This is a genomic window from Streptomyces sp. ADI96-02 (assembly GCF_003846185.1).
In the GTDB taxonomy this organism is placed as follows: domain Bacteria; phylum Actinomycetota; class Actinomycetes; order Streptomycetales; family Streptomycetaceae; genus Streptomyces.
Map to the genome: position 1 here is coordinate 717,876 of NZ_ML123034.1, position 17,838 is coordinate 735,713.

Below are 17,838 nucleotides of genomic sequence, written 5' to 3' on the forward strand. Positions count from 1 at the left end.
CCGTCCGCCACCCATCGGCCCCGGAAGAGGCCCCGGAAGCGGACAGGGACCCGGGCGGATCGGAAGGGGGACGCGCCCCCGAGGAGGGGCGGCGGCTCGACTCCGCGTCGCGGTTCACAGACTGCTCCCCCACGATGGGTCGGCCGCGGCGCTGTCGGTACTCGCCGGACGGGGTGACTGCTTCGTTCGGTGGGCCGGGACACCGTCCCGGCCCATCTCGTACTGCGCCGTACTCTACCCGTCCGCGCGTCGCCGCCAGGCATCGCGCGACAGGGCGGAGCGGTGCGCGGGGCGGACCCCGCGCACCGCTCGCGCCGGGCGACTCCCGCGGGGAGCAGCCCGGCGGGGCCTACTCGACGGTGACGTCCGCGCCGGACACCTCGGCCTTGAGGTCGGCGCCCTTCGTGCTGGTCACCACCTGGAGGGCCTCGATCTGGGAATCGGCCGGGATCGGGTCATCGTTCAGGTAGGCCGCGTACTTCTTCGCGACCTCGGTGAAGTCGATGTCGATCCGGGCCTGCTTGCCCGGCTCCAGGCGCTGGCCGTAGACGGTGAGGCGGCACCCGTCGGGCGCGCCCGCCTCGGTCCGGCACTTGTTGGACCACAGCACGCCGTTCTGGTCGGGCTGGGAGAAGGGGCCGGGGTCGAAGTGGACGACCGAGATGACGTTGACGCCGCGCGCGGACTTGTAGATGAAGTCCGTGGTGAGGATCGCGCGCTTCTCGTCGCAGCTGAATCCGCCCGTCTGCTCGACGAGGGCGTCGTAGGAGACCTTCACCCGGCCGTCCGAGAAGTTGTACACCTTGCCGTCGTCGTGCCGCTTGAACGAGCTGCCGATGTACTCGTAGGAGAAGGTGGTCTCCTTGAGGTCGCAGTCCTGCTTCCCCGTCGCGTCCCGCAGGTTCTTGGAGTTGTTCTGGAGCACGAGCTTCAGCGGGGAGCCGGACTGGCCCTGCACCTGGTGGTCGTAGCCGGGGTACTGGCGCAGCTTGTCGCGGTCCCAGTCGTAGGTGACGAAGCGCCAGGCCGGGCACTCCACGCCGCGCGGCGAGGTGTAGCCGAACCAGGTGCACTTGTCGTTGACCCGGTAGGCGTTGTCGATGGCTCCGCAGTCGCTGGAGTCGTTGCCGTAGTTCACTCCGCCGGTCTCGTCGGAGACGCTGTAGCAGCGCAGCTTCGGGCCGGGGTCGTAGACGATCGACGTGGCGGCGGACGCCGACGCGGGCGCGGCCGGTTCCTCGGTGGCCGAGCTCTGGAAGGGGATGAGCAGCGCGGCGGCGGCAGCGGTGGCGGCACCCGCCACGACCACGGCGGTGCGCTTCTTCCGGTGGCGGGTCTTCACGGAACTCCTCGTGGCTGCCGTCCGGCGGGCGGACGGGTGGGGGTCGACGGGCTCCATCGCGTCGCTCACGCGCCGGCGGCGAGGGAGAGCTGGGACTTCCAGTAGCTCTCGGGGGGCAGGGTGTCCCAGGGGTTGTCGTCCGCGAGGCTGTCGGGGGTGATGTAGACGTGACCGGCGTTGCGCTCCTTGGACAGGGCCATCGCCTCGCTCATACGGGTCTCGTCGGGGACGTCGTAGACGAGGTGCCAGATCTTGTCCGCGGCGACGTTCTTCTCCCAGTCCTGCGGCTGGTGGTCACGGTAGGAGCTGTCCGAGCCCTCGAAGGTCACCAGGGTGTCGGCGGCCTGTGTGTAGCACTCCTCGACACCGGTTCCGGGGTTGTCGACGACGACGGCGTCCTCGCCGTGGTTCGACTCGACGTACTCCCGCAGCTCGATGTACCGGTTGACGTCGGCGTTGCCCGAACCGCAGCGGGCCATGCCCTCGTCGAAGAAGATGCCGGCCAGGCCGGTGTCGCCGTAGAGGCTGTACCAGGCGTCGATGTCCCCCTTGATCTGCTGCATCCACGCGTCGGGGTCGGTGGAGCCCGAACGGGTCGTCTTGCCCGAGGTGCCGAAGTATCCGGTGGCGACGTAGCCGATGACCTTCGCCCCGGCGTCGCCGGCCCTGCGGATGGTCTCGGTGTACTGGCTGTCCTGGCCGGCACCCGGACCGTTGTCGGGGTTGGCGATGGCCAGGCCCACGCCCGAGCCGGCCTCGATGAGCCGGTCCCACGTGGCGCCGGGGTAGAAGTAGGCGGGGACGGAGACCTTCTGGGAGGCCGCGAGGGGCGTTGCCCGGGGGGCGGCGTCATCGGACGAGGTGATCGCGCCCGCGGGGAGGGCGAAGAGCACGAGGGCTCCGGCGCCTATGAGCGCCGATCCCGTCAGGACGCGCTTGGACCGCTTCTTCATGATGCTCCTCGGTGAGGGAGGTGGGGGGACAGCCCGCGAGCCGGGGGCCGGCCATCGAGGGTACGGCGGGGGGCGGTGACAGGGCCGTGGGGCAGCCGCTGGCCGTGGTCCCGCGCGGACGTGCCGGTGGTTCGGTCACGCCCTCGCGCCGTCGGCCTCCCGGGGGTGGGCAGGAGGCGGGGTGCGCGGGGGAGGCGGGATCCGGCCGCGCTCGGCTGCCTTCCGTCGCCCGGCTGGTGTGCGGGCGTCGACGACTCGCTGAACACGCGTGGGACCTCCGCCGGCACCGTACAGATTCGGGAAGTCGGGCAGCGGCACCGCACGCGGTGGAGGCCGCCGCCCCGGCTCGAAGGGTGGTAACGGAGCGTCAAGCTACCGGTTCGGCGGCGGCGTGACGCGCCACCGGCTCCAACTCGTACGGAGAGGTGAGCGGTTCGCGCGGTGCCACCGAGCGGCGGGCGGGACTCCTCGACCAGTCTCACGAGCCCTGGAAGTGACCCGTGGGTACTTCTCTGACCAGCGGTGATCCGTGCGCTTTCCGACCGGAGCCACCGTGCCCGGAAGGTCCATGGAGCAGGTGCGGGAAGGGCGACCCGAATCCTCACGTCCGAACGCCGTCGAACAGAAACGCGCATCGGACGTGAACGCTGCCCTCCTCTCACGGAGGCCGGGGCGGGCGGAGGATCCGCCGGGCAGGCGCGCTGCGCGCCGCCCGAAGCGCGCCTGCCCGTCCGGGGCCGTCAGCCCGTGGCGGCGGCGCGGTAGGGCCGGAAGAAGTCCCGCAGCTCCCGGGCGTACAGTTCCGGTTCCTCGAAGGCGGCGAAGTGGCCCCCGCGCTCGGGTTCCGTCACGCGGACGAGGTTCGTCGTGCGTTCGAGCCACGCGCGCGGCGGGCGGAGGACATCGCCCCGGAACAGCGAGAAGCCGGACGGCGTCTCTACCCGCCGGGTGAGCTGGGCCGGCGGGATGGCGGCGTTCGCCCGGTACATGCGCATGGACGAGCCGATCGTCCCGGTCAGCCAGTAGAGCATGACGTTCGTCAGGATCTCGTCCTGGGTGAAGCCGCGCTCGCCGTCCGGGCCGCAGTCGCTCCACGAGCGGAGCTTCTCCACGATCCAGGCCGCGAGTCCGGCCGGCGAGTCGGTGAGGCCGACGGCGGCGGTCCCCGGCTTCGTCCGGTGAACGGCGGCGTAGGCGCCCTCGGCGGTGCTCCAGGCCGACACGTCGGCGAACCACGCCCGCTCCTCGGGTGAGAGGTCCGCCGGGTCGCCCGCGAAGACCGGCAGGCCGCCGTCGGTGCGGTGGACGGCGACCACCCGGTCGGGGTGGTCGAGGGCGAGGTAGCGGCTGACGTGGCTGCCCACGTCGCCGCCCGCCGCGCCGAACCGCGCGTAGCCGAGGGCGCCCATCAGCTCGGCCCACAGGCCCGCCACGGCGACGGAGTCCGGGGCCGGGCCGACGGGGCGGTCGGAGTAGCCGTAGCCCGGCATGTCCGGCACGACCACGTCGAACGCGTCGGCGGGGTCCGCGCCGTGCGCTCCGGGGTCGGTGAGCAGCGGGATGACCTTCGTGTAGCGCCAGAAGGAGTCCGGCCAGCCGTGGCTGAGGACCAGCGGCAGCACGGGCCCGGCGGGCGCGGTGGCCCGGACGTGCACGTAGTGGATGCGGTGGCCACCGAGTGGGATGCGGAAGTGGGGGAGCCGGGCGAGTTCCGCCTCGCGGGCCGGCCAGTCGAAGTCCTCGGCCCAGTGGGCGACGAGCTCGCGGAGGTAGGCGGTGTCGGTGCCCTGCGACCAGTCGGTGTCCTCGGCCGGGTCCGGCCAGCGGGTCGCGCGCAGTCGGGTGCGCAGGTCCTCCAGCGCCGCGGGAGGGGTGTGCGGGGTGAACGGCTCGGGGCGGGGCGCGTCTTCCGGCATGGGGCGCATCCTACGAGGCGTCCCGTCCGTGTCCGGGCCCGACACCGGCCGTCCTCACCCCCGCGCACCGGACGGCCGATCAGTCTGCTGCGAAGGTTTTCCTCGGCGGTCTCCAGCAGCCCAGGACGTCGTCGGTCGTCGTGACGGTGGCCACCAGGGCGAGGGTGTTGCGGAGCATGGCGGAGGTGTACTCGACAGGCACCCCCGCGATGGCGTCGGCGGGGACGACCGCGGTGTAGCCGAGGTTGACGGCGTCGAAGACGGCGTTGGGCACGGCGACGTTGGCCGAGACGCCGGTCACGAGGAGCGTGCGGCAGCCGAGGTTGCGCAGGAGGGCGTCGACGTCGGTACCGGCGAGCGGCGAGAGCCCGTGCAGCCGGCGGACCACCAGATCCTCCGGGTGCACCTCCAGCGGCGGGGCCACCCGCACGGCGGTGCTGCCGGTGTGCTGCTGGACGGGCAGCCGGGCCGCCGCGCGGAAGAGCCGGGCGTTGCGGTTGGCGCCCCGTCCGTCGGGACGGGCCTCGGCGACGGCGTGCATCACCTGGACGCGGGTGGCGTGGGCGGCGGCGACCAGCCGGGCGATATTGCCGAGGACTCCCGTGGAGCGGGCGGCCCCGGCGAGTTCGGGCAGGGCGCTGTCCGGCCCCACGACACCCTGCTGGCATTCGACGGTCAGCAGGACGGTGGTGGCGGGGTCGAGCAGCGCGGCGAGCCGTTCACGCTCCTGTCCGGACGGCACGGGTCTCCTCCTCGATCGTCGCCGCCCGTCGTCGGACGGGACCTGCCGCGGGCGGTCTCCGGGCGCTGGAGACTAACGGCCATTGCGTCCCGGCGGAAGAGCCCCCATGCTTCCTGACACGCACCATTATTGACACATAGTCAGATACTGTGGAGGACGCCCCGTGACCGATATCCAGCGCATCGGAGCCGAGCCGGGTTCCGCCGCCGGGCCCGCGGACAGGCAGCGGCGCGGACGCCGGATCATGATGACGCCCGAGCAGCGGGACGCGTATCTCGGCGAGCAGCGCACGTGCCGGGTCGCCACGCTCGCCGCCGACGGCTCCCCGCACGTCGGCGCGCTCTGGTTCGTCTGGGACGGCGGCTCGCTCTGGCTGTACTCCATCATCCGCAGTCTGCGCTGGTCGCAGCTGCGCGCGGATCCGCGCGTGGCCGTCGTCGTCGACGACGGCGAGGAGTACGGCGAGCTGCGCGGCGTGGAGCTCTCGGGCACGGTGGAGTTCGTCGGGGAGGCGCCGCGCTCGGGCGAGCCGTGCCCCGAACTCGCCGTGCCGGAGCGGCTGTTCCCCGCGAAGTACTTCGCAATGGCGGACATGCCGCACGACGGGCGGCACGCGTGGCTGCGGCTGACTCCGGACCGGATCGTCTCCTGGGACTTCCGCAGGATCCCGGGCCTCCCCCGCGTACCGGAGAGCGGCTGAGACCCGGCGGACGCGAGGGCGCGGCCCCTGCACCCGCCTGCCCCGCACCCGGGTGGCGGCACGCTCGTCAGCCGCCGGAGCAGACCCGTTTCCCCGCCGCCCGCAGCGCCTCGACGGCGGCCCGCACGGACGGGCGGCGGTCGGCGTCGGTGCGCCAGACCGCGTGGATGTGCCGCCGCACGGTCTGCCGCAACGGCACCAGCCGCACTCCGTCCGGAACCGGGCCGCGTCCCAGGCGCGGAGCCACGCACACCCCGAAGCCCGCTGCGACGAGAGCGAGTTGGGTGTGGTGCTCGCCGGCCAGATGGGCGATACGCGGCTCGATGCCGCGTGAGCGCAGGGTGAACATCAGCCACTCGTAACAGAATTCGCCTTCCGGCCAGGACACCCACTCGTCCTCGGCGAAGTCCGCCAACTCCACCTCGGTCCGCTCCGCCGGCGGACGGTCCGCGGGGACGGCGATGTCCACGGCGTCGTCGAGGAGTCCGGCCTTGGTGAGGCCGCCGGGCACGGGCAGCCGCTTGTTGCTCCAGTCGAGGACAACGGCCACGTCCACATCGCCCCGGAGCACCGCGAGAAGCCCTTGCTCCGGCTCCAGTTCGCGGGTGCGCGCCCTCAGCTCCGGGTGGTCCGCACGCAGTCCGGCGAGGGTCGCGGGGAACAGCCCGCGTGCCGCCGTGGGGAAGGCGGAGATCCTCACCTCGCCTACCACCGCGCCCCGTTGGGCCTCGATGTCGGACTGGGCCAGCTCCACCTGTGACAGGATGCGCGCGGCGTGGTCCGCGAGGAGGCGGCCGGCGTCGGTGAGGCGGACGCCCCGCCCGTTCCTGGCGAGCAGTTGCTGGCCGACCTCCCGCTCCAGCTTGGCCATCTGCTGGGAGACCGCCGACGTGGTCACGTGCAGTCCGCCGGCCGCTCCGCTCACCGAGCCGTGCCGGGCGAGAGCGTCCAGCGTCCGCAGTCTCTCCAGATTCAACATGTAAGGAATGCTACGCGATCAGGCGCAGAAACTTTCGCTTGTTCTACGGGGTGGTGTTCGCCAGGGTGGACCCATGAGCACATCCCGCACCTGGAGACCCCTCCCTTCGCCGACCGCCCCGCCCACCTCCGCACCCGGCGCACCGCCCGCCCGCCGTACGGCCGTGGACTGGCGGATACGGTTCGCGGCCCTCTCGATCATCTGGGGGTTCAGCTTCCTGCTGATCAAGGTCGGTACCGAGGCGTACGCACCGTTCCAGGTCACCTTCGGCCGGCTGCTGGCCGGGACGGCCGTCCTGGTCGCCGCCATGGCGGTGCGCCGCGAACGGCTGCCCCGCTCGGCCCGTACCTGGGGGCATCTCACGGTCGCCGCGTTCTTCCTGAACGCGCTGCCGTTCTCGCTCTTCTCCTACGCCGAGCTGACCATCCCCTCCACTCTCGCGGGCATCTGCAACGCGACCTCGCCGCTGTGGGGCATGGCCCTGTCCGTCGTGGCGCTCTCCGAGGACCGGCCGACCCGCCGCCGCGTCGCGGGCCTCGGCCTGGGGTTCCTCGGCGTGCTGACGGTGCTCGGTGCGTGGCAGGGCTTCTCCGGACTGGACCTGCGGGGTACGGGGATGGCGCTGCTGGCCTCGCTCAGCTATCCGGTCGGCTGGATCTACGTCCGGCGCACGCTGGCGGGCTCCGACTCCTCGGCCCTGGCGCTCACCGGCAGCCAACTGTTTCTCGGCACGCTCCAACTGGCCGTGGTGACCCCCCTGTTCACCACACTGCCGAACACCTTCCCGCTGCTGCCGACACTGTCGGTCGTGGCGCTCGGCGCGCTGGGAACGGGGCTCGCGGTCCTGCTCCAGTACGGGCTGGTCCAGGAGGTGGGCCCGACCACCGCGCAGATGGTGACCTACTTCATCCCGGTGATCGCCACCGCGGCGGGCGTCACGCTGCTGGGCGAGCAGTTGAGCTGGAACACCCCGGTGGGGGCGGCCATCGTCCTGGCCGGCGCCGCCCTCACCCAGAGCCGGGTCCGCGCGGTCACCACCGGGCCGGCTCGCACGGTCACCACCGAACCGGCCCGCACGGCGGACGCCCGGCCGGTCACGCCGGAAGCGGACCGAGTCAGCCGTAGCTGATCGCCCGGACCGGACCGGCCGCCGCCACCACCGCGTCGGCCAGCGGTTCGATGTCCGCGAGGGCCAGCGGGGACACCGTCAGCCGCACGGCCTGCGGTGCGGCCAGGCGGAAGCGCGCGCCCGGCGCTGCGGCCCAGCCCGCGTGCAGCAGCCGGGCGACCGCTCCGGTCTCATCGCTGACGGGCACCCAGACGTTCATGCCGCTGCACCCGTACGCCGCGACCCCGCGCTCCGCGAGCGCCCGCACGAGCGCCTGCCGCCGTTCGCCGTAGGACCGGGCGACGGCGGCCGGGTCGACGGCGTTCGAGGTCCACAGGTGGAGCACGGCGCGCTGGAGCAGCCGGCTCACCCAGCCGGGCCCCAGCAGCTGCCGGCCGGTCACCCGGTCGACCGTGACGTCGTCCCCCGTGAGCACGGCCAGCCGCAGATCCGGCCCGTACGCCTTCGCCACCGACCGGACGAACGCCCAGTGGTCGGTGACGCCTGCCGGCGAGTGCAGCGGCTGGTCGACGATGGCGTGTCCGTGGTCGTCCTCGATCAGCAGCACTCCGGGGTGGCGTGCGAGGACGACGCGCAGTTCCCCGGCGCGCCGTTCGCTCACCGAGGCTCCGGTGGGGTTCTGGGCCCGGTCGGTAACCACGAGGGCCCGCGCCCCGGCCGCCAGCGCCTGCTCCACCTCGGCGGCCCGCGGCCCCTCGTCGTCGACGCCCACCGGTACGGCGCGCAGGCCGAGCGCCGGTACGAGATCGAGCACGCTGCCCCAGCCCGGGTCCTCCACCGCCACCGCGTCGCCCGGTTTGAGGTGGGCCGCGAGCACCCGTTCGATCGCGTCGAGGGCTCCGGAAGTCACGCCGATCGGCCCGGCCGGCACCCCGTCGGCGTCCAGCGCGGCCCGCGCGTGGGCGGCGAACTCCGCGACCACGGGCGGCTCCCCGTACAGACCGGGGCGCAGCGCGCCGCTCGCGGCGGCGGCGGCGGCGAGCGCCGGACCGAGGGGCGGCAGCAGGGCGGGGTCCGGGTTGCCGCTGCCCAGGTCGCGTACGCCGGGCGGCGCTTCGACCCGCAGGGAGCCGCGGGAGGTGCTGGCCGGGCGGGGGCGCACCCGGCTGCCCCGGCGGCCCGCCGTCTCGATCACCCCCCGCTCGCGCAGCGTCCGGTAGGCCGCCGCCACCGTGTTCGGGTTGACCTCCAGGCGTGCGGCCAACTCCCGCATGGGGGGCAGCACCTGGCCCGGAGGCAGGTGTCCGGAGCCGACGCCCCGCTCCACACTGGCGGCGATCTCCGATGCGCGGCGCCCACTGATCCGATACTCTTCTAGCACAAACAACAGTATGCACTAGTGCAATGGAGTCCGCCATGCAGCACACCGCACCGCCCGACGGCACGGGCCCCGGCGTCGCCGCCCCTTACACACCCACCGACCGCACGGTGCCCACCCGGTCGAGGGAGCGGGCCTCCTACGACCGGGAACTGGTCCACTCGATCCTGGACGAGGCGTACCTCTGCCACCTGGGTTTCGTCCGCGACGGCGCGCCGGTCGTGCTGCCGACGCTGTTCGGGCGGGTCGGCGAGCGGCTGTACGTCCACGGATCGACGGGCTCCCGGCCGCTGCGGTCGGCGAAGCGGGCCGAACCGGGTCTTCCGGTCTGCCTGACGGTCACCCACGTCGACGCCCTGGTGCTGGCCCGGTCCGCCTTCCACCACTCGATGAACTACCGCTCGGTCGTGGTGCACGGGCGGGCCGTCGACGTGACCGACCCCGAGGAGCGGCGCATCGCGCTGGACGCGATCGTCGACCAGGTCGTCCCCGGCAGGTCGCGGGACTCGCGCCCGGGGGACGCCAGAGAACTGGCCGCCACAGCGGTGATCCGGCTGGATCTGGACGAGGTCTCGGCGAAGGTCCGCACGGGCGGGCCGAACGACGAGCCGGAGGACGCCGGCCTCCCTCACTGGACCGGCATCGTGCCGCTCACCCGGGGCTACGCGGCGCCGGTGCCCGCCGACGACCTGGACCCCGCCATTCCCGTACCGGGCTACCTCGCCGCGCTCTGACCGACGCCGCAGCAGGGGCACGGGCCGCCGCCGCACCGGAGGCGGGCGCGCCGCCCCGCGGCGGGAGGCGTACGGGGCCGCCCGCGCACGAGCGGGCCCGTACGCGGCCCGACAGGCCCGGAACCATCAGCTCCGGGCCCGCCGCCGCGGCTCTACACGGCGACCGGCGTCCGCCTGCGGGCCATCGTCGCACTGCGCGCCTCAGCGTAGGCGAGCCCGCCCGCGGCGGCCAGCAGGAGCAGCGTCCCGACGACGGTGGCCGCGGTCAGCCGTTCCCCGAGCACCGTCACCGCGATGAGCGCCGCGCTCACCGGCTCCAGAAGCATGATCACGGAGACGGTCGCGGAGCGTACGGCGGCGGCGCCCGCGAAGTACAGCGCGTAGGCGAGCGCGGTCGGCACGGCCGCCACGTACAGCATCAGCCACAGGACCTGCGCGGTCGCGGCGGTGTGCGGTACGAGACCTTCCGTCGCCGCGACGGGCAGCAGGGTCACGGCTCCGACGGCGAACGCCCACGCGGTGGTCGTGAGGGCGTCACCGCCGCCGCCGTCCCGTCCGAGCCATCGGGTGAGCAGGGTGAGGGCCGCGTAGCCGGAGGCCGAGAGCAGGGCGAGCAGGACACCGGCCGGCTCCACCTCACCGCCCTCACCGCCCAGGACCAGTACGGCGAGACCGGCCAGCGCGCCGGTCACTCCGGCCAGACCGCCGCGGCCCAGGCGTTCGCCCATGAGGACCCGTGCGCCCACGGCGATCAGGACGGGCCCCGCGCCCAGGGTCACCACGGTGCCCACGGCGAGGCCGGTCACCTCGACGGCGGCGAAGTACGCGCTCTGGAACAGGGTGAGCGCCATTCCGGCTCCGAGGATGCGCAGAACGCGGCGTCGGCGCGGCTCCGCGGGGCCGGCCGGCCGGCGCGGGCGCAGGGCGAGCGCGCCGCCCAGCAGCACGAGACCGCCGGCGCAGCGCCAGAAGGACAGGGCCATCGGGCCGAGGTCACTGACCCGGAAGATGAGCGAGGCAGCCGCTCCGGCGGTGCCCCAGGCGATTCCGGCGACGACGAGGTACAGCAGGCTCCGCCCGACGGGCAGCGCGGAAACAGGGGTGGACATACGACTTCTCCGAAGGAGGACGGGATGGTGGTCGCTCGGCTCCGCACGCGGGCAGCGACGAACCGCTCGGGGACTGCCCGAGCCGGGTCCTCGTCAGGAGTGTCCGCGCGCGCTAGGCGACAGGCGGCGGAAGCACAGTCAGATGCATGGCGCCAACCTACGGCGCCGCTCGTCGCGCGGGCAACTCGGTCCCGGCGGCCACGTTGCCGGCCGCACCCGAGGCCACCGGACCGGACGGCGGGCGGGGCGCCGAGGACTGGGCGATGAACGCGCCGACCAGGACGGTGAGACCGCCGACGATCTGCGGCGCGGAGAGGTGTTCGCCCAGCAGCACCCAGGCCAGCACGGTGGCGATGACCGCCTCCAGGCAGGCGACGACCCCGGCCACCTGCGGCGAGAGCAGCCGGACCGAGACGACTCCGGTGACGTACGCGAGCACCGTGGCGAGCAGCACGACCCAGCCGAGCAGCAGCCAGGCGGGTACCTCGTGCCCGTTCATCCCGGCGGTCCCGCCGAGGATCGAGCGGTCCATGGTCCAGGGGCGTGCGACGGCGGTGAGGACGAGGGCGCCGATGATCAGCCCGTACGCGATGACGCCGACGGGATGCGGAGGCTCGGCGCGCGGGCCCGCCTTCGCGTGCTCGTCCTGGCCCCCGTGGTCGGAGAGGACGAAGTAGCCCACCTGGCAGCAGGCGGCGCCGAGGGCGAGCATCAGGCCGAGTGCGTCGAACCTGAGCCCGGCCCACACCTCCACGACGCAGGCGAGGCCGGTCACCGCCAGCACCACACCGAGCGCCGCGGCCCGGGTGACGGGCCTGCGCTGGACGAAGCGGACCCAGCCGAGTACCAGGGCGGGCGCCAGGTATTCGACGAGGAGGGCCACGCCGACGGGGATGCGGGAGATCGCGGCGAAGTAGCACGCCTGCACCCCGGCCACCGCGAACAGCCCGAAACCGACCAGGAGGGCGGGCCGTTCGCGCACCAGGTTCCGGTGCCTCCAGGCGACCGGCAGCATGATGAGGGCGGCGCCGGCCACCCGTAGCCACACGACGTGCAACGGGTCGAGCCCCGCCTCGATCAGCGGCTTCGCGGCCACTCCCGAACCGCCGAACGCGAAGGCCGAGACCAGGGCGAGTCCCAGGCCGGCGCTTCTCCCCTGAGATCCCCGAGACGCGTGCATCGGCACATCATGACAGGTGCGTTCAGCACCGTCACCTCTGTCACGCCTGTCGGGACGACCCGGTCGTCAGCTCCGCCGCGCGGCCCGCCAGCCATCCCGCGTCGACCCCCGCCCGTGCCAGCACCTCCATCGCGCGGCACTGCTTGTCGCAGGCCAGCGCGGCGAGGAGGTCGAGTCCGGCGACACGCGGTTCGCCGCGCACCAGGGCCCGGTCGAGCGCTCCCTCCATCGCCGCCACGGCCGAGGGCGACCAGCCGTCGGCGGCCGGTTCGCCGACGGCGGGGACCGCCCCGGAATCCTCCACGGAGCCCTGCCAGCGGAGCCCGTAGCCGATGCTGCGCTGCACGAGATAGCCGAGGATCCGAGCGAGTCGGGGGCCTCCGTCGAACGCCTCGCGGACGTCGGGATCGGTCTCGATGAGGGAGTGCAGGAGGTGGGCCGTGTCGATCTGGCGGTCGCCGTCGCGCAGCGCCCGTCTTCGGGCGCCCGTCACCACCGACGCGAGTTCCACGGTGAAGCGGGCATCGAGCTCGGCACGGTTCGGTACGAGCTGGTCGGGTATCCGCGGCGTCCGGTTGTGCACCCTTACAGCTCACCAGCCGCGGGGCGTCGAGGCATCCCCGGCGGGGCCCATTCAGGCGTCCCACCCAAGGTGGGCCCGCTCGACCGCCTCCTCATCCTTGCGGATGAGACGCGCGGTCCCGCCCCCGCTTCGCGCGGCAACCGACGGGCCCGCGCGCACGTCCCTCACGCGACGGGGCGCGGGGCGCTCGCGCCGCAACCCGGAGGGAGCCCGCGGGGTGTTCTGGATGGTCGCCCTGCTCGCCGAGGACGGGCCGCAGTACGTCTACCGGGTTCGCGCGCCCCACGACGCCCTGCCCGGCGACCTGTTCTGGGCCGCGTTCCACTGCCACGACGAGGGGCCGCATCCCCGCGCGTCGGACCGGTTCGACGCGGCCGTGATCTGGCGGAGCCGACAGCACCGCCAGATATGACAGTTCGTCAGTATTGAATGTTCCCGACTCTGCCGCTACGTTCCGCGACACCGTATCCGGACGAACCTGGGGTGGTCGCATGGCTGAAGTCAGCGCCGAGGCGCGCATCGAAGCGCCTGCCGAGAAGGTCTGGGCGCAGCTGACGGACTTCTCGACGTACGGCGAGTGGAACGCGACCCACACCTCCTTCCCCGAGGGCGGCCCGGACGCGTTGGACACCGGCGTCACCTACCGGGAGAACCTGAAGCTCATGGGCTTCCCGGCCGAGGTCACCTGGACGGTCGACGAGTTGGAGAACGGCCGGCTGCTGACGACCCGGGGCAAGGGGCCCATGGGCGTCGATCTGGCCATGCGCTACTCGCTCGCCCCGGACGGCGACGCCACCGTGGCGCGCATCGACGGGACGTTCACGGGCGCGGCGGTCTCCCTGATGGGCGGCAAGCTCAAGGACTCGGCGACGGCCGCACTCCAGGAGTCGCTGCGCAGACTCGGCGGCCTGATCGCCGCCTGACGGGGCCGCGCGCCAGGAGAACGCCCCGCACGCGCGGAGGGGCCCCGCGGACCCAAGGTGGTCCGCGGGGCCTCCGCCCGCCGGTGTCCGGCCACCGATTGAGCGGCTGCCGGCTTCAGCGGTCGTCGACTTCAGCGATTGTCGACTTCAGTGGTCGTCGGCGAGAATCAGGTACAGCTTCTTGCGGGCGTCGTTGATGACGGTCAACGCCTTCTGGCGCTGGTCGGCCGAGCCGGTCTTCCAGACCTGGCCGAACGCCTCCATCAGACCGAAGCCGGCCTGCCGGATCTCGTTGACGCCCTCCCAGTCCACGCCGCGCCCGGCTTCCTCCCACGGGGCGTCGGGGCCGGTCTCGGCCTCGCTCCGCCCGGAGTCGGTGAGCGTGAACAGCTTCTTGCCGCCCTCGCTCGCGCTGACGATCAGGCCCTCGTCCTCCAGCAGCTGGAGCGTCGGGTAGACCGAGCCGGGGCTGGGCCGCCAGGCCCCGCCGCTGCGCTCGCCGATCTCCTGGATCATCTCGTACCCGTGCATCGGCCGGTCCTTCAGGAGCGCGAGGATCGACGCGCGCACGTCACCGCGCCGCGCCCGTCCGCGCCCTCCTCCCCTGCCGCGCCCGCCGCCCCCGAAGGGGCCCTGCCCGAAGGGTCCGCCGCCGAACGGCGGACCGAACGGGCCGAAGGCGGCCCGACGGCCGTCCGCCTCGCCTCGTTCGTGATGACCGGGGCCGCAACGGCCCGGTCCGTGCTCGTGTCCGTATCCATGTGAACGCATCGCTACGCTCCTTCCATCGTTGATCGGTCGCGATGCGTCAACGATATATCGGAAACTATCGCCTGGCAAACCCCTGCTCGGTGTCCCTCTCGGCTTTTCGTCTCGCCCGCGCCGCTGCAACCGAGATCGAGGCCGTCATCGAAGCACCGGCCGCAGATGTCGTCCGGTTCCGAGAAGTCCTTGCCCAGGTGCTCGACCACGGTCGAGCGGGCGCTGTGCCCGCCGCTTCGCCGTCTGAGCCGACGGCTTTGCGGACTGCCCGGTACCGACGCGAGTGGGCGGGCTCCGCGCACGGCGAAAAACCCGGTCTCGGTCAACAGCGCGCGCCCTTATGGTGGACCGATGACGTCGGTCAAGAAGTTCCAAGTCACCTTCGACTGCGCAGAACCTGAGCGCCTCGCTCGTTTCTGGTGCGAGGTGTTGGGGTACGTCGTGCCGCCGCCACCGGAAGGGTTTGCCACGTGGGACGACTACAAGCACTCGCAGCCGCCTGAGCAGCGGGATTCGTCGTTCGCCTGCACCGACCCTTCGGGCGTGGGGCCGCGCCTGTTTTTCCAGCGGGTCCCCGAGGGGAGGGCCGCCAAGAACCGAGTGCACCTCGATGTCCGGGTCGGCACCGGACTCGTGGGTGAGGAGCGCCTCGCGGCGCTTGAGGCCGAGTGCGCACGACTGGTCCCGCTCGGCGCGGTGCACGTGCAGACGCTGCTCGCCGATGACGACAACGAGTCGTGCATCCCGATGCGGGACATCGAGGGCAACGAGTTCTGCATCGACTGAGATGCCGTGAACGTCCCCGCCCGCTCAGAGGCCGCCCCGCCCCGCTGTGACGTCCCGCGTCGGCGCGGCGAGGGCCGGGGCGTACCGCTGGAGCGTGATCCCGCTGCGGAAGGCCGTCGACTCCAGCAGTCGCAGGCGCGGGACCTCGTACCCGTCCGGGAACAGGCGTCGGCCCCTGCCCTGGACCACGGGGTAGACGAACAGGCGGTACTCGTCGACCAGGCCGGCCGCGATCAGCGTGTGCGCCAGCGTGATGCTGCCGGTGAGCACGATGTCCTCGCCCTCCTGTCGCTTGAGGCGGCCGACCTCCTCGACCGGGTCCCCCGCCAGCACCGTCGAGTTCTGCCAGCGCGGATCGGTCAGCGTCGAGGACACCACGTACTTGCGCACCTGGTCGAGGTAGGCGGTGATGCCCGACGGGTCGTCGGTCTGCAGGGGCCAGTAGCCGCGGAAGTCCTCGAACGTCCGGCGGCCGACGAGCAGGGCGTCGGACCGGCCGTCCTGCCGGTGGCTCTCCGCCAGGACGTCGGAGAGATCGGCGTCCGCCTGCGCCTCGGCGCGGAACCAGTCCGTGATCATCTCGATCGAACCGTCGACGGTGATGTTCTGGGTGATCGCGAGGGTGCGCATGCCGGTTCTCCCGTTCTTCGCGTAGGCGTCCTGGGCGCCGCGGCTGCCGTGGGCGCCTGCCGTGGGTGCCGTCCACCTCTGTTGACCGCGGCGGGCCCCGCGAATCATCGGTGGCCGCCGCACACACCCGCCCCGCGCCCTGGGCGCACCCCGCACGGCCCCGCCGCGGTAGGGGCCAGACACCCGGAATTGGCCTTGGCACGCCACCGGGCGGGCGCTCTACCGTCGCGGCATGAGGATTCGCATCGTCGACGCGTTCACCGACCGCCCCTTCTCCGGCAACCCCGCAGGCGTCCTCCTGCTGGAGTCCGCCGCCTTCCCCGACGCCGTCCGGCTCCAGGAGATCGCCGCCGAGGTCAACCTCTCCGAGACGGCCTTCGCCCACCCGCTGCCGCCGGGAGGCGCGGCCGACTGGGCGCTGCGCTGGTTCACCCCGGCCACCGAGGTCGACATGTGCGGGCACGCGACGCTCGCCACCGCTCACGTCCTGCACGCGACCGGACGGGCCACCGGCACGATGCGCTTTTCGGCACGCTGCGGCCTCCTGTCGGCCACCGCCCACCCGGACGGCTCCCTCACCCTCGACTTCCCGACCTCGCCGCTCGCACCGGTGCCCGTCCCGGCCGGTCTCGCCGAGGCACTGGGGGCCGAGCCGGTCGCGGTGTACGACACGGGCGAGTACGTCGGCGACCTCCTCGTCGAACTGCGCGACGAGCCCGCGGTCCGGGCCCTGACACCGGACTTCGCGGCACTCGCCGCCCACGCGCGCCGCGGCGTCATCGCCACCGCCGCGGCCGAGGACCCCGCCCGGGGCTACGACTACGTATCGCGCGGCTTCTTCCCCGGCGTCGGCATCGACGAGGACCCGGTCACCGGCAGCGCGCACACCGCGCTGGCGCCCTTCTGGTCGGCGCGCCTCGGCCGCGACGACCTCACCGGACTCCAGGCGTCCGCACGGTCCGGCCTGGTCCGCACCGCCCTGCGGGGCGAGCGCACCCTGCTGACCGGCACCGCCGTCACCGTCATCGACGGAGAACTGCTCACGGCGCTCTGAGGCACGGGGGCCTCACTCCGAGGCCCGGAGCTTCAGGGATACGCCCCGCCCTGGGGCTCACGGCGTCGGCAGCCAGCCCACCTTCCCGGCGAGCAGGGCGTATCCGACGAACGCGCCGATGTCGAGCAGCGCGTGCGCGACGACCAGCGGCCCCACCCTCCCCCACCGCCGGTAGAGCAGCACGAACACGACGCCCATCACGAGGTTCCCGATGAACCCGCCGATGCCCTGGTACAGGTGGTACGAGGCGCGCAGTACGGAGCTGGCCGCCAGGGCGGCCATCGGCGTCCAGCCCAACTGGCCCAGCCGGCGCAGGAGGTAACCGACGACGATGACCTCCTCCACCACGGAGTTCTGCACCGCGGAGAGGATCAGCACCGGGAACTTCCACCAGACGTCCGGCAGCGACTCGGGGACGACGGTGAGGTTGAAGCCGGAGGCCCTGGCCACCAGGTAGAAGGCCAGCCCGGCGCTGCCGATGCCGGCCGCGACGAGCGTTCCGCGGCCCAGGTCGAACCGGGGCCGGGTCCGGTCGAACCCGATCGTCCGCAGCCCCGCGCCCTCCCTGATCAGCAGGTGCGCCACGAGGGCCACCGGCACCAGCGCCGTCGTGATGCCGAACAGCTGCCAGGCCAGATCGAGCCAGGGACGGTCAGGTGCGTAGGACCCGTTCAGCGTCGCGGCCTGGTCCTTCAACCCTCCCGGCTTCGTCAGCGATCCGACGAAGCTGATCAGCGCGGACACGGCACTGGCGCCCAGCGAGAGCGCCAGGACCAGCACCGTCTCGGACCACACGATCCTTCGTGACGCCGCCTCCTCGGGAAGAGCATCAGCCACGCGTCCCGCCTCCACCTGTTCCACCTGCCTTCTGTTCCGCCCTCGCGCTCCGGAGCCCGCACCGGCGCCACCGCCGCCCGTACGGGGCACGAGGACACCGGGCGGCAGCCCGACGGGCGACCGCGGGCCCGGGACGTCACAGCTTGCCCGACGATCACGCC

19 protein-coding genes are annotated in these 17,838 nt (G+C 73.0%); 7 read left to right on the forward strand and 12 right to left on the reverse strand.

The window, feature by feature from the left end:
- Positions 1-349 precede the first annotated feature (349 nt).
- The 4 genes from EES43_RS03075 to EES43_RS03090 form a co-directional block, all read right to left on the reverse strand.
- Positions 350-1,342, reverse strand: coding sequence for a hypothetical protein (locus EES43_RS03075; RefSeq protein WP_124267232.1), 993 nt, complete (start codon positions 1,340-1,342; stop codon positions 350-352).
- 65 nt (positions 1,343-1,407) lie between these two features.
- On the reverse strand, positions 1,408-2,295 hold the full coding sequence (locus EES43_RS03080; protein WP_124267233.1) for a spherulation-specific family 4 protein: 888 nt from the start codon (positions 2,293-2,295) through the stop codon (positions 1,408-1,410).
- A gap of 740 nt (positions 2,296-3,035) precedes the next feature.
- Entirely contained in the window at positions 3,036-4,211 is a 1,176-nt protein-coding gene (locus EES43_RS03085; protein ID WP_124267234.1) for an epoxide hydrolase family protein, read from the reverse strand.
- A 79-nt stretch (positions 4,212-4,290) separates the two neighbouring features.
- Positions 4,291-4,953 (reverse strand): cysteine hydrolase family protein, encoded by a 663-nt coding sequence (locus tag EES43_RS03090; RefSeq protein ID WP_124267235.1) that lies wholly within the window; start codon positions 4,951-4,953, stop codon positions 4,291-4,293.
- A 244-nt stretch (positions 4,954-5,197) separates the two neighbouring features.
- Between EES43_RS03090 and EES43_RS03095 the strand changes: the two genes are divergently transcribed.
- Positions 5,198-5,653, forward strand: a complete 456-nt coding sequence (locus EES43_RS03095; RefSeq protein ID WP_124271765.1) for a pyridoxamine 5'-phosphate oxidase family protein — start codon at positions 5,198-5,200, stop codon at positions 5,651-5,653.
- A gap of 67 nt (positions 5,654-5,720) precedes the next feature.
- Here the strand turns inward: EES43_RS03095 and EES43_RS03100 are convergent, their stop codons facing one another.
- Entirely contained in the window at positions 5,721-6,632 is a 912-nt protein-coding gene (locus EES43_RS03100; RefSeq protein ID WP_124267236.1) for a LysR family transcriptional regulator, read from the reverse strand.
- A gap of 73 nt (positions 6,633-6,705) precedes the next feature.
- Here EES43_RS03100 and EES43_RS03105 point away from each other — a divergent pair, with 73 nt between their 5' ends.
- A complete protein-coding gene (locus tag EES43_RS03105) occupies positions 6,706-7,761 on the forward strand; it encodes a DMT family transporter (RefSeq protein ID WP_241192320.1) in 1,056 nt (351 codons plus the stop codon).
- Here the strand turns inward: EES43_RS03105 and EES43_RS03110 are convergent.
- Positions 7,748-9,082 carry an aminotransferase class I/II-fold pyridoxal phosphate-dependent enzyme gene (locus EES43_RS03110; protein ID WP_124267237.1) on the reverse strand — a complete coding sequence of 445 codons (1,335 nt, stop codon included), beginning with the start codon at positions 9,080-9,082 and terminating at the stop codon, positions 7,748-7,750. The genes EES43_RS03105 and EES43_RS03110 overlap by 14 nt on opposite strands.
- A gap of 35 nt (positions 9,083-9,117) precedes the next feature.
- Between EES43_RS03110 and EES43_RS03115 the strand changes: the two genes are divergently transcribed.
- Positions 9,118-9,813, forward strand: a complete 696-nt coding sequence (locus tag EES43_RS03115) for a pyridoxamine 5'-phosphate oxidase family protein (protein WP_124267238.1) — start codon at positions 9,118-9,120, stop codon at positions 9,811-9,813.
- Positions 9,814-9,965: 152 nt separating this feature from the next.
- Here the strand turns inward: EES43_RS03115 and EES43_RS03120 are convergent, their stop codons facing one another.
- The 3 genes from EES43_RS03120 to EES43_RS03130 all read right to left on the reverse strand — a co-directional run bounded on the left by EES43_RS03120 (position 9,966) and on the right by EES43_RS03130 (position 12,685).
- Positions 9,966-10,922 (reverse strand): DMT family transporter, encoded by a 957-nt coding sequence (locus EES43_RS03120; RefSeq protein WP_124267239.1) that lies wholly within the window; start codon positions 10,920-10,922, stop codon positions 9,966-9,968.
- A 157-nt stretch (positions 10,923-11,079) separates the two neighbouring features.
- Positions 11,080-12,102: an EamA family transporter gene (locus EES43_RS03125; RefSeq protein ID WP_124267240.1), complete on the reverse strand. Its 1,023-nt coding sequence runs from the start codon at positions 12,100-12,102 to the stop codon at positions 11,080-11,082.
- Positions 12,103-12,142: 40 nt separating this feature from the next.
- Positions 12,143-12,685 (reverse strand): Clp protease N-terminal domain-containing protein, encoded by a 543-nt coding sequence (locus EES43_RS03130; RefSeq protein WP_206429985.1) that lies wholly within the window; start codon positions 12,683-12,685, stop codon positions 12,143-12,145.
- A 217-nt stretch (positions 12,686-12,902) separates the two neighbouring features.
- Here EES43_RS03130 and EES43_RS03135 point away from each other — a divergent pair, with 217 nt between their 5' ends.
- Both EES43_RS03135 and EES43_RS03140 read left to right on the forward strand, forming a co-directional pair.
- Positions 12,903-13,097: a hypothetical protein gene (locus EES43_RS03135; protein ID WP_124267241.1), complete on the forward strand. Its 195-nt coding sequence runs from the start codon at positions 12,903-12,905 to the stop codon at positions 13,095-13,097.
- 79 nt (positions 13,098-13,176) lie between these two features.
- Entirely contained in the window at positions 13,177-13,608 is a 432-nt protein-coding gene (locus EES43_RS03140) for a type II toxin-antitoxin system Rv0910 family toxin (RefSeq protein ID WP_124267242.1), read from the forward strand.
- A 147-nt stretch (positions 13,609-13,755) separates the two neighbouring features.
- Here the strand turns inward: EES43_RS03140 and EES43_RS03145 are convergent, their stop codons facing one another.
- Positions 13,756-14,379, reverse strand: a complete 624-nt coding sequence (locus EES43_RS03145; protein WP_124267243.1) for a PadR family transcriptional regulator — start codon at positions 14,377-14,379, stop codon at positions 13,756-13,758.
- A 342-nt stretch (positions 14,380-14,721) separates the two neighbouring features.
- Between EES43_RS03145 and EES43_RS03155 the strand changes: the two genes are divergently transcribed.
- On the forward strand, positions 14,722-15,156 hold the full coding sequence (locus EES43_RS03155; protein ID WP_124267245.1) for a VOC family protein: 435 nt from the start codon (positions 14,722-14,724) through the stop codon (positions 15,154-15,156).
- A gap of 24 nt (positions 15,157-15,180) precedes the next feature.
- On the opposite strand, the gene EES43_RS03160 is transcribed toward EES43_RS03155, so the two are convergent.
- A complete protein-coding gene (locus EES43_RS03160) occupies positions 15,181-15,786 on the reverse strand; it encodes a dihydrofolate reductase family protein (RefSeq protein ID WP_124267246.1) in 606 nt (201 codons plus the stop codon).
- Positions 15,787-16,018: 232 nt separating this feature from the next.
- Here EES43_RS03160 and EES43_RS03165 point away from each other — a divergent pair, with 232 nt between their 5' ends.
- On the forward strand, positions 16,019-16,840 hold the full coding sequence (locus EES43_RS03165; protein ID WP_124267247.1) for a PhzF family phenazine biosynthesis protein: 822 nt from the start codon (positions 16,019-16,021) through the stop codon (positions 16,838-16,840).
- 57 nt (positions 16,841-16,897) lie between these two features.
- Here EES43_RS03165 and EES43_RS03170 read toward each other — a convergent pair whose 3' ends face one another.
- The gene (locus EES43_RS03170) at positions 16,898-17,677 is read right to left on the reverse strand and encodes a CPBP family intramembrane glutamic endopeptidase (protein ID WP_124267248.1); all 780 of its coding nucleotides are present in this window, start codon (positions 17,675-17,677) and stop codon (positions 16,898-16,900) included.
- Positions 17,678-17,838: the final 161 nt, after the last annotated feature.